Annotated in this window: 11 protein-coding genes; 2 read left to right on the top strand and 9 right to left on the bottom strand. The window is 45.1% G+C overall.

All coding sequences use genetic code 11. The features are described from left to right. Positions 1–33: 33 nt before the first annotated feature. Positions 34–435 (bottom strand): NUDIX hydrolase, encoded by a 402-nt coding sequence (locus tag AC58UW_RS22575; RefSeq protein WP_497422851.1) that lies wholly within the window; start codon positions 433–435, stop codon positions 34–36. 106 nt (positions 436–541) lie between these two features. Here AC58UW_RS22575 and AC58UW_RS22570 point away from each other — a divergent pair, with 106 nt between their 5' ends. Beyond that, entirely contained in the window at positions 542–979 is a 438-nt protein-coding gene (locus tag AC58UW_RS22570; RefSeq protein ID WP_497422850.1) for a DUF6376 family protein, read from the top strand. 63 nt (positions 980–1042) lie between these two features. On the opposite strand, the gene AC58UW_RS22565 is transcribed toward AC58UW_RS22570, so the two are convergent. Further along, the gene (locus AC58UW_RS22565) at positions 1043–1618 is read right to left on the bottom strand and encodes a dihydrofolate reductase family protein (RefSeq protein ID WP_497422849.1); all 576 of its coding nucleotides are present in this window, start codon (positions 1616–1618) and stop codon (positions 1043–1045) included. A 278-nt stretch (positions 1619–1896) separates the two neighbouring features. Here AC58UW_RS22565 and AC58UW_RS22560 point away from each other — a divergent pair, with 278 nt between their 5' ends. Beyond that, positions 1897–2853 (top strand): DUF4871 domain-containing protein, encoded by a 957-nt coding sequence (locus AC58UW_RS22560; protein WP_497422848.1) that lies wholly within the window; start codon positions 1897–1899, stop codon positions 2851–2853. Positions 2854–3234: 381 nt separating this feature from the next. Here AC58UW_RS22560 and AC58UW_RS22555 read toward each other — a convergent pair whose 3' ends face one another. The 7 genes from AC58UW_RS22555 to AC58UW_RS22525 form a co-directional block, all read right to left on the bottom strand. Beyond that, positions 3235–4053 carry a class I SAM-dependent methyltransferase gene (locus tag AC58UW_RS22555; protein WP_497422847.1) on the bottom strand — a complete coding sequence of 273 codons (819 nt, stop codon included), beginning with the start codon at positions 4051–4053 and terminating at the stop codon, positions 3235–3237. 130 nt (positions 4054–4183) lie between these two features. After that, positions 4184–4687, bottom strand: coding sequence for a hypothetical protein (locus AC58UW_RS22550; protein ID WP_497422846.1), 504 nt, complete (start codon positions 4685–4687; stop codon positions 4184–4186). 98 nt (positions 4688–4785) lie between these two features. Next, positions 4786–5469, bottom strand: a complete 684-nt coding sequence (locus tag AC58UW_RS22545) for a DUF7002 family protein (RefSeq protein WP_497422845.1) — start codon at positions 5467–5469, stop codon at positions 4786–4788. A gap of 122 nt (positions 5470–5591) precedes the next feature. Continuing rightward, the gene (gene cysI / locus AC58UW_RS22540; protein ID WP_497422844.1) at positions 5592–7310 is read right to left on the bottom strand and encodes an assimilatory sulfite reductase (NADPH) hemoprotein subunit; all 1719 of its coding nucleotides are present in this window, start codon (positions 7308–7310) and stop codon (positions 5592–5594) included. Positions 7311–7345: 35 nt separating this feature from the next. Then, positions 7346–9181, bottom strand: coding sequence for an assimilatory sulfite reductase (NADPH) flavoprotein subunit (locus AC58UW_RS22535; RefSeq protein ID WP_497422843.1), 1836 nt, complete (start codon positions 9179–9181; stop codon positions 7346–7348). A gap of 582 nt (positions 9182–9763) precedes the next feature. Continuing rightward, on the bottom strand, positions 9764–10042 hold the full coding sequence (locus tag AC58UW_RS22530) for a hypothetical protein (protein WP_497422842.1): 279 nt from the start codon (positions 10040–10042) through the stop codon (positions 9764–9766). A 33-nt stretch (positions 10043–10075) separates the two neighbouring features. Continuing rightward, the gene (locus tag AC58UW_RS22525; protein WP_497422841.1) at positions 10076–11902 is read right to left on the bottom strand and encodes a cache domain-containing sensor histidine kinase; all 1827 of its coding nucleotides are present in this window, start codon (positions 11900–11902) and stop codon (positions 10076–10078) included. Between the last annotated feature and the right edge of the window lies 1 nt (position 11903).

Here is an 11903-nt window from a genome sequence, read left to right as displayed (position 1 = left end):
AGAGAGAGAATTAGTTGCGCAAAACGTATAAACCTATGGCAGCAGATTCTCATCATGCAAGTGATCAAAAATAATTTGAACCACACGAGAGACTCGTTCCCTATCCTTATAAGACAGCCATTCCAATTCATCAATTTCGGAAGCAGGACTGAGCTCTCCGTCAAAATCTGCTGTATAACAAGCCATTTTCACCACAATGCCTTCTGCCTTACCATCTGCTTGTGCTTCGAAGTTTCCGAAATGAACCACCGTTTCCGGTTTAATCTGTACAGAAAGCTCCTCCTCGATTTCCCGAATCAACGTCTCGGTATCTGTCTCCCCTGGGTCTCTTTTGCCTCCCGGTAAATAATATAGTTCTTTACCCTTTGAGCGTGTACCCAATATTTGCCCGTCAACGACGCGAATCAGTGCGATCTTGTCTATAAAAGTCGTCATGCTAATTCCTCCTTATCTTGAAACCCTATTTTCTATTGAAGCGTATTAAAACAATACCAAACCAAACCCGTTTTCTCAAATTACACGGAAAAGGAAGTGATTATTGATGAGAAAATCGTTGCTGCTATTCGTTGTTCTTTCATCCATGATGCTTGGGGCGTGTTCGTTCTTAGATGGAGCCAATCAATCACTCGATTATGTCAATCAAGCCACAGCGCACATAAACAAACTGAGTACATTTGCTGAACAAGCTCCTCAGATGATCAAAGACGCGGCTACGAATCCTGAAACGAAGCAGAAGCTTGAAGATCAATTACTAGCATTAAAAACAGATATTGAACAATTTAATTTGAAAAGCGTGCCTGCATTCGCAAAAGATATTCACCAGCAATTAGTTGAGAAAAATAAAATCTTGTTAGACGAGATTAATCAGGTAGTAGTAAATGGGCATTTGGCGCTCGATAACCTGCAAAATTCCAAAATCCTTGCCACTATTACGGACATCACAGGGCTAATCAACCGAATCTCCAATTTAGGCGGATAGCAAAAAGGAGTTAAGCGATTTAATTTCGCTTAGCTCCTTTTCTACTTTTACAGTCGAATGTATTTACTGCTCTTTCTTAGCTTCGTAATGAAGCACCAGCGCGCCTGAAGGCAGTGTCTTGGAAGATAGGAGATTCAAGCGTTTCGTCTTCTTATCCTCTTGAAATAATCGCGTACCACTCCCCAGCACGATTGGGCTAATGGTTAATCGGTACTCATCGATTAAGTCCAAGTCCATGAATGTGTGAGCAATACTCGGACTGCCGAAGATGACAAGGTCCTTTCCCGGTTGCTGCTTGAGCTTCCCAATTTCCTCTGCGATATTCTCGTTAATCAGCGTTGTACGGTTCCACTGAACTTCACTAAGGCTTTTGGATATTACAATCTTGTCAATGTTCTCGATCCAATTCGCGTGATCGATATCGTGTTGCGTGCTTTCAGGATTGTTCAACACGGCGGGCCAATAGTTCTCCATCATCTGATAAGTTATGCGACCATAGATGGGGGATCCCACTGTCTCTACAATCTCATCCGCAGCATTCATCAAATCTTGGTCATAGGAGATCCAATCCAATTCCCCATTGGGTCCAGCTACAAAGCCATCTAGCGATACGTGCATAAATAAAACAACTTTTCTCATTGTCATTCTCCTTTAATTTGGGTTTCTCACTTCATTATGAGTGGATTCAAACTAAAAGACACAGCATTTTATGAATTTCTATCACGATTCAGAAAATATTTTTCAAACATACTGGGAACCTTTTATGTTCTGAACGGTCTTATATATTGAGGTGAACACATTGTCGGACCAAATGGAATACTTACAATTTCTAGCTCATGGCTACGACCGCGATCGTATACTGTGTGACTTAATGGAAAAGTTCGGGGAAAGCACGAGAACATGAGGAGGTATAACATATGAAAGAAGAAAAGCCATGCTGGGCAAAGAGATTGGCTCAATCACCTTTTTCTGATAATCATTTTACACCTCAGTTGAAAAATAAAGTACTTCTTCGAACTAGTACCACACGTAGTAACCGAAGGTTCACTTCGATAGCAGTTGCAACTCTACTACCGGTAACCATTGTTTTGTTTGTCTTCTTCATTTTTGCGAAAAGTGATGCTATCCCATCTTTAGATGCTCCTTCTTTTGAGATGGCAAATGTTTCGGTGATTGAACAGCAACAATATTATAAGAATGGGCTCTTACTCATTTCTGTATCTCCTCAACCCGATGCAAGAGCCGGAGAAATGAACGGGTACATTTTTCATTTTGAAGAACCATTCGAGAATTTTTTTGGGAAAACCATGATCATGCAAGCAACTCATTTGAGATCAGGTGCAGTGGAAACAATCTCTTCTGAGGTGATTAAAGAACCAAGCGGCGGTTACCCCGGGCTAGAAAGGTACGCACTCCGATTTGCACTTCCACTAGATGGAATGTGGCGTATCGATGTTAAACTAAATGATAACTTATACGGCACTTTAATGTTATTAATGCAACCTGCTTCCTGGGAGATAACCCCCCAGTTCCAATCAGATGCATATTGGCTGCGTGGAATTGAAAATCAAGTCGGCTTTATCGATGCAGGGTTCAAGGCAGGGATGTTTCAGAAATATATGTGGCATTTTTGGGGAACGGACGAAAAATTAAATGGCCCCTTCGAGGTTAAAGCGGTAGAAGAGGGATCTGATAACCTTATCAATGTTTATGCTTCAAACCCTTTGAGCTCAGCCAATGCTTTAGGCGGACCACATAATGGTGCCGATAGAGTGCTTCCAACCTCGATGATGCTGCCAGGATCCGGGCGTTGGCGACTGCTCCCTTATGTGCACGGGCAACTGCTAGATCCGATCGTGGTTGAGGTCAAGTAAAGGCATACTTTCGTTTCTGAATACTGGTAAAAACTACCGTTAATTTCTGAGTGGATGGATTACTTGTCAATAACGCCGATTACTGCTGCTATTCGCCGCAATTCATCCACTTTTGCCCGAATAACTGGCATTCCTCCCGTTATTTCTATCGAAACTAGCAGCTGTTGACCAGCCATCGGCAATTTAGATGGAGTATCTACCGCTATTACTTTCCAACCGGCTGAGTAGCGCAGATTTGCGGTAGAATTTCCATTTAATTCTTCCGAAGCATCTTAAAGAATCGTCCTAATCGGAGCTCGGCCTACCTCTACTTGCCAGCTACAGCTCGTAGAAAGTAAAACGGCTATGATGCGAACTCCATCATAGCCGACCATTTGAAACCTAAACCACACCCATGCGCAACCGGTAACCGAACATAATCTCCCGTTCCGCACCACCGAATGCCTCGGCTACTAGCTCACGGAACGCCGAAAATTCCGCGCGCAGCTCATCCGCTCCCAACTTCAGCGCCGTTTGCAAGCCTCCCTGGCTGAAAGCAAGATTAGCATAACGCTCGGCATCGCACGTTTCCCAGTTATGAAAAACAATCTCCCTCGCATATCGGAATAAGCCTGAATTGCGAATTTGCTGCAAATGCCCTTCTTTGTCCCATTTATGTGCCTGCTGCTCAGTCGGAGCCAGCTCTAGCGCCCTAGCGTCGCCTAAAGCGAGAAGCCGTTTATACTGCTCTTCAATCTTCCAATCAAGTGCTGGCGGCCAATCACAGTCATAAGCAGCGAATATTCCGCCAGGACGGAGTACGCGTGCGAATTCACGCAATGTGCTTTGCGGTTCCATCCAATGGAACGACTGCGAGCATGTGATTACATCAGCAGATGCAGACGGCAGCTCCAGCTCATGCGAAAGCCTTTTTACAAATTGCATATTGTCCGGTTTATGTATGGCCTCCCACTTGCTAACGGCTACAGCGCGCATATCATCATTCGGCTCTACGCCAATGATTTGATCGGCTTCATTCAGCCATATAAAAGTTGAAAGACCCGTGCCGCATCCTACATCAACAACGGTTTGCGGTGTATGCTGCAAGTACGTTGTAATCAGCTTAACAACTTCCTGCGGAGCCGTGGGACGATTCTGATCGTACAACGTGCCAAATCCGGCGAAACGCTGTACATTGCTCGTGCGTACGTTCTCTATCATGGGCATAATCACTCCTTCATTCATCTACACCCCTAATTATACCTCATTCCCTTTGTCCAAAAGATGAAATTGCTTGAAAAACAATCCGAAGCAAAAAGAGCTGCCTCAGCAGCCCCGTAACGTCCATTTGTTAATGCGTGACTATTTTTTTAAATAATTCATCAACCTTATCCTGCATGCTTCGAACCGTTGTTTTCTTATACTGCATACCGAGCCGAAGTACCTTCAGCTGCTGTCTGCGCGAAAGCTTACGAAACCGCGGTTCACGTTTCAGAAATGTACGGATGATCGACCAACTGCTGACGGTGACCCGATCCGATTTGATTGCTGGAATGTCATAGGGCAGCGGCTGTTTGCGAAAACGATCAACAAATTTCCCAACACTCGCAGATAGTTTGCTTTCATCGACAAGGCACACAGCTGATTGTTTATGCGTATGTTTTTTGAGGAAATTCAAATGCTGATGTCCCTCTATGACGACGTAGCCTTTGTCTTTTTTGCTTTTTTGCACAACCAATAAATGCATCAGATCTTGCGCTACTTTTTTCAACTCTTTTTTTCGCTGTGAGGTTTTGCTCGTGGTACTTTCCGGCTTAATTTTATTCAGAGATATATATTGCACCGTATATCTCACCTGTACCCCTCCTCGTCAGACCGCTGTCATATGACATGAATTCCTTGATGTAACAGTATATGTGGGATAGTGTCAGGTAGATGCTTGTTTGCTCGAAATTAGTCGATTATATTCCCCCATGGACGTGCCCAATCACGCCAACTCGCAGGAACTTCTCCCCAATTGCTGACATAAACGGCTGTTAAAAGCTCGGACACACCCTTCATCTGACCATCGATTAGAATCTCTTTTATCTGCGATGGGGTGCTTGGCACTAAGTCATTCTTTACAAGACCAAACTGCTTTAGTGGCAAAAACATAGCCAAACTTTTCTTATACGAACAATGATTGGGGAATCGCGGCGAGCTGCCTGAGTCGTATTTAGAGAACGTTACTTGCTCGCTGTGTTTCATCAGCAATGCAGACGCATCAAATTCTAGAACAGCAAAAGCCTCCTCCGGTTCCCTTCTAGCATACGTTGCCATCATTTTTTGACAATCTTTTAGGGTTGGCCATAAAAAGACATGCCGGTCCAAAAACGCCCGAAATTGCTCTTGTGTCGTAGAGGCATCGAACATGCTTTCAGCGATTCGCAAATGGGAATTGATCGTAACCTTCTGCTCTTGATAATTCAAATGCTTTGGCGCTAACCGACGTTCGCCCTTCTGAGAAGGATCCATTTGATAACTGGAATACAGCGTATCAAAATGAGCAATAGCCGGTAAATTTTTCGCGCGTGTAAAATGGTATAGGCTTTTTCTATTTTGTGTTTTGGTAATCGCTGAGACGATGGTGTCAGTCATTATTTTGCTCCTTATAAGTCAAACCTTGCAATATTTTACCACAATATCCCTATTAACATTCAAAAAGGACTATCCTTTCAGATCCGTTAAGATCTTCAGGACAGCCCCTATAAGATGACAAGTTATGCGTGAAATTCTTGTCCGGAACGGACTTCTTTCACATAACCAGCGCGAATAACGAAGTCACCGAAGTGCTCGCCATCCCAGCGTTCTTTGGCATACTGGGTGATAATCGGCCCAAGCAATTGTAAAATCTCATTTTCGCCGATATTTTCTTTATACAGCTTGTTCAGTCGGTTACCCGCGTGACCGCCGCCCAAATACATGTTGTATTTGCCAGGTGCTTTACCGATGAACGCAAGCTCTGCCAACATCGGGCGTGCACAACCGTTCGGGCAGCCTGTCATGCGGATGGTGATTTCTTTCTCGCTAAGGCCTGCTTCTTCCAGCATCGGCTCGATTTTGTCCATCAAATCAGGCAGGTAACGCTCAGCTTCCGCCATCGCCATGCCGCATGTCGGAAGTGACACACAAGCCATGGAGCTTCTGCGTAGTGCGGAGTAATGAAGACCATCTGTAAGGCCGTACTCCTTGATTAATTCTTCGATCTTTTTCTTCTTCTGAGCGCTAACATTTCCGATAATCAGATTCTGGTTCGCTGTCAGTCGGAAATCACCGGAATGTATCTTGGCAATTTCACGAAGTCCAGTTAACAGCTGATAGTTATCTTCATCTTTGACGCGTCCATTTTGGATAAATAGGGTGAAATGCCATTTGCCATTGCTTCCCTTGACCCAGCCATAACGATCTCCGTTATCGTCAAACTGATAAGGACGCGCAGCTTCAAGCTTCCAGCCTAGGCGAGCAGTAAGTTCTTCAACGAACCACTCAATGCCGCGGTCATCAATTGTATATTTGAAACGTGCATGTTTACGCACGGAACGATCACCATAATCACGTTGAATCGTGACCGTTTTTTCTGCCAAATCCACGACTTGATCCGGTGTAACGAATCCAATCACTTGAGCTACCTGTGGGTACGTCAGCGTATCGCCATGCGTCATGCCCATGCCGCCGCCAACGGATACGTTAAAGCCTTTCAGCTTCCCGTCTTCCACAATGGCAATGAAACCAAGATCTTGTGAGAACACGTCTACATCGTTAGATGGTGGAACGGCAATACCGATTTTGAACTTACGCGGCAAGTATACTTTTCCGTAAATCGGTTCTTGCTCCGCGTCTTGGCTGTCGATGACTTTCTCTCCGTCCAACCAAATTTCATGGTACGCGCGAGTTTGTGGATCTAGATGGTTACTAATACGGCAAGCCCATTCGTAAACTTCACCATGCACATCCGAAAGGTAAGGATTAGGGTTGCACATAACGTTACGATTAACGTCACCGCAAGCTGCCAGCGTGCTTAGCAGCGAGGCATTGACTTCTTGTATCGTTTTCTTCATGTTCCATTTCAGTACACCATGAAGCTGGAAGGATTGTCGAGTCGTTAAGCGAATGGTTCCATTCGCGTATTTCTGTGCAACGCGATCCATCATAAGCCATTGGTCCGCTGTCACGATACCGCCGGCTGCACGAACGCGCAGCATGAACTGATAAGCTGGCTCCAGCTTCTGCTTTTGACGCTCGTTGCGTAGATCTCTGTCATCTTGCATATAGCTGCCGTGAAACTTCATCAAGCGGTTATCATCTTCCGGGATCGATCCCGTGATAGTACCTAGAAGCGTCTCCGCGAGACTCCCGCGCAAATAATTCGTTCTTTGTTTAATATGTTCAACTTCGCTATGCGGTGCGCTGTTCTTCGACAATAAATTGTTTTCTGACATATCGGCTCTCTCCTCTAGCAATCAACGATCTCGTCTTAGTAGACGTCCCGCTGATAGCGTTTCTGCTGTTGCATCCGGGACAAGTATTCAGCAGCTTCTTCTGAGCTGAAACCGCCCTCTTGTTCAATAATTTTTGCCAATGTTTCATGAACATCATGAGCCATGCGTTTTTCGTCCCCGCAGACATACACGCTAGCTCCTTCTTGCAGCCATTGATACAGTTCTTTGCTCCTCTCGAGCATGCGATGCTGAACATAGACCTTCTGATCCGTATCACGCGAAAATGCGACATCCATGCGCGTTAGAACGCCATCTTTCAACCAACGCTGCCATTCGATCTGATACAAGAAGTCTGTTGAGAAATGCTGATCGCCGTAGAACAACCATGATTTCCCTTCTGCACCCGTTTCTTCACGCTCGCCAAGGAAGGCACGGAAAGGAGCAACCCCCGTTCCAGGTCCGATCATAATGATTGGCGTATCTGAACTTTCAGGCAATTTGAAATTCGGATTGTTCTGAATGTAAACCGGCAGCGAATCGCCTGCTTTTATTCTTTCAGCCAATTGAACCGAGCATACCCCGTAACGTTCACGACCACGCGCTTCGTAGCGTACCGTACGAACTGTTACATGCACTTCATCCGGGTAAGCTTTGGAGCTGCTGGCGATGGAGTATAAGCGAGCAGGCATTTTGCGCAGAACCGCGATGAATTCAGCTGCTGCGATACCTTTTAGCGAGAAATCCTGGATCAGATCAAGCAGATCTTTACCGTTGATGTACGATTTAAGCTCTTGTTCATTGCCTGCTGCTACTAGCCCATTCAGGTCCGTATTCACAGTCAGTTTCGCAACTTGTTCAAGCAGCGGCTTCGTCAGAACTGTAATCTCAAAATTATGTGTTAATGCTTCACTTACAGAACGTTTGTCGCCATTTTTATTAATCGTAACGAGCTCATCTGCATTCCAGCCCGTTGCTGCAATCAATTCCTCGACAAGTTGAGGATGATTGTCCGGGTAAATGCCTAAGCAGTCGCCTGGCTCATATTGAAGATTCGACCCCTCCAGGGAAATCTCCACATGCCTTGTTTCGCGGTCTGACCCGCGTCCATTCAGATTCAAGTTCTCAAGAACTTCAGCCTGGAAGGGGTTCGTTCTGGAAAATTCGGATTCCGCACCACTCGTAGTGCTAACAGCGGCACCAGCCAATGCTGCGGATGACGAAGCTGATGATGCACTCAGCGTGCTTAGTACGCTGCTCATCCACTCTGCTGCTGGTTCGTCGAAATCGACATCGCAATCTACGCGAGGAGCAAGCTGCTTGCCGCCGAGTTCACCCAAACGCTTGTCGAAATCTTTCCCCGTTTGACAGTAGAACTCATAAGACGTATCACCGAGCGAAAGCACGGAATACTGTAAACCATCTAATTGAGGAGCTCTTTTACTATGAAGAAAATCGTGGAATGAAATCGCATTATCCGGCGGAACCCCTTCACCATGGGTGCTGACAACAACCAACAAAGTTTGTACCTTTTTCAAAGCATTCGGTTTGAAATCGGACATGGAAGAAAGCGTTACCTGAAATCCTTGTTCTTCAAGCTTCTTGGTAAACTTTTTGGCCAAACCTTGCGCTTTACCGGACTGTGATCCGAAGAGTACGGTGACTTCTTTGGAAACTGCCTCTACGCTTGGCGCTGCATTTGTTACAGGTGCAACAGGTACTGTGCCAGCACTAGCTGACCCTGCCACGCCATTCATAGCTGTGAAATAACCGCTCAACCAGACTCTTTGTGATTCTGTTAACGTAGGCAGTAAACGATTAAGCAGTTCTACTTGCTCCTGATTAAAAGGACTGTTTGTTACTTGAAGTTCCAACAAAATCCACCTCTCATATCTTGCAGTAATAAGAAATTCCCCAATTAATTTGTCACATAAAATTTCACTCTCTTGAAGCTATCATAGGTTTAGTTTCAGGTCAATTATAATGAATTTATAAGTTCTATCAGATTAACTGATATGGCGCATTTTTTAGCCTGATAACCCTTTCATTTTGCTGAGAGATAACTTGCGAGGATGTGTGTTGAAATTAAAAAAAAGCCGGGCAGCAGCTGTTTACTATGACTCGTGCAATAGGAACTACAGGCCGCTATTTCAGTGAAAAGACAAATATTCCACCTGTAGGGGGAACTATGATCCGTTATTTTGGCAGTTTCACCTTAAAAACATGCCATGGAGGCTGGATAAGACCCTGGAGTTCCGCTCCGAGAGGAAAAAGCTTATTTTCCTCAAAATAGAGGACTCCAGTTCCCTAAAGCAAAGCCTTAGCGGGGTTCCCGCTAAGTTTTATGTAATTTGTTTTGTCTGTTGAGATGAAAATTGGCTGTATCGTGTATGACTCGTCGGGACTACAAATTGCCTTAGCGGAAATCCCACTAAGGCTCTATGTAAGTCCTCCACTCACAGCCTCATCAACGCCCGGCGCTCAGCCTGCGGCCTGCAAACAGAACAAACCCCAACGACTCGGCCATCCTCGTCCGAATAGAACGCCAGCTTTTTTTGCTTCTTCCGGCAGAAGGAACAAGCTTGCGTATTCGTAGAAGTCTTCTTTTTTGATTGATACGACGACATTTGAATGACTTTTGAAGTCTCGACCTTATCCCTGACTTTTTGCGACATTTTAACCACGCCATAAATGATAAGTGCGAGCACGGGAATTAGAACAATTACATAGATCATAGCTCACCCTCCCTACTTAGAATGAAAACTTTCTCAGCTCACTTGATCCTCCAAAACCGTTATACACTTCTCAAGCGGAAGGTATAACGTCATTCGGGTGCCATGACCGGCACGGCTTTCGAAGCGAAATTGCGCCTCATCGCCATAATACATTTTCATACGGGCAACTACATTGCGCAGGCCGAACAGATCTTTCTCTTTTTTACGATCCGTAGAAATGCCTTCGGCCGCTTGCTTGGATGCTTCTTCCAGTTTAGCACAAATGTAGGCAAGTCTCTCGTCATTCACGCCAACCCCATTATCACTGACCTCCAACACGAGCATGGGTCCCTGCAAAGAGGAGGAAATGACGAGTTCTCCGCCTTCACTCTGTTTCTCCAGTCCGTGCAAAACGGCATTTTCCACTAACGGCTGCAAGAGGAGCTTCAGCACATGATACGGCTTGCTTTCTTCCGCAATTTCGTACCTAACGGTAAAATGATCCAAAAATCGCAACTGCTGGACTTTAATATAATATGTCAAATGACTGATTGTCTCTGCAACTGAAAAAGTCTCGTTTCCTTTATTTAAGCTTAACCTGAAAAACTTCGACAGATTCAGCACCATCTCGCTGATTTCATCTGCCTCATAATTTTTGGCCGTCCAGTAAATCGAATCCAGCGTATTGTAAAGAAAATGCGGATTAATCTGCGACTGCAAAAATTTCAGCTCCATTTTGGACAATAATAATTGCTTCTCATAATGGTCTCGGATCAACGTCTTCTGATTTTCCGCCATTCGGTTGAAGGACTCGATCACGTACCCTAGCTCGTCCACGCGTTTGTCTTCTAATTGAATAGTAAAATTGCCGGTCCGCAGCTGCTTCATCCCATAGGCAAGCTTCCGCAGAGGAGCTGAAATGCCGCGATAAACGATCCAAGAAATCACAATGGCAAGCACCAGACTGACCACGACTATGCCATAGGTAAATACCTTCAGCGAATCTGTATGGCTTCGAATTTCCCACAGAGGCTGCTCCATCATAAGTGACCAACCGGACAATTTCGACTTTACGCTAATCGTGACCATTTCTTGACCGGTCTGAGGTGATTTGCGGATCGACCTGACTTCCTCTTTGTCCCAAACTTGCGCATTAACGCTTGCACTTGTTCCGGTAATTGGCTTGCCATTGCTGCCAAACAAGTAAATGTTCGCATTTTTAGAAGGCAGGAGCGGTTTGGCTTGCTCAATCAATGCACTCTTTTTAATAGAAATGACTAGCAAATTAGGATTAATCAATGTTCGATTATAAGGGTCCATCGTTCGAATCAAATGAACACTGTCCGCATCGAAATACGATTCCCCATTCTGAGGCGTATAAAAAAACGTCCCGCCCCCCGCCTCCATTAATCGCTCATACCACTCCTGCTTCTCAGCGCCCTCCGGCAACTTACTGCCCCCTAGTTTGGTTGAAATCACTGTACGCGACGGCATATGGATGATCGTAATTTGATCTACCATGAGATTAACATTCGTCATATTGGTGATCTGATCCATCACTTGAGCGAATTGAACGAACGATTGCTTCCTCGGCTCCTGACCGACGGATTGCAGGGTCGCATTGATATTCATGTCAAAAGCAATTAAAGAGGAAAGCTGCTCGATGTTTTGAAGCGAGAGGTCAATGTAATCCGCCATCGTGTGCAAGGCCCCTTGGGTCCTCTCTCCCGTCTGCACTTCCACGATCATTTGTGACTGGGCAATGGCAAAAAGACTGAATCCGGAAAGCGGGAGCAGGATCAGTAAAAAATACCACGTTAACCTAACTTGAATGAACCCAGTTAGCACTTTTCGCAATTTTGGCACGATGTCAATGGCCATG

The organism is Paenibacillus sp. J22R160 (assembly GCF_059692135.1).
Note: the sequence above shows the minus strand (reverse complement) of the source record. Positions and strands in the feature narration are given on the sequence as shown.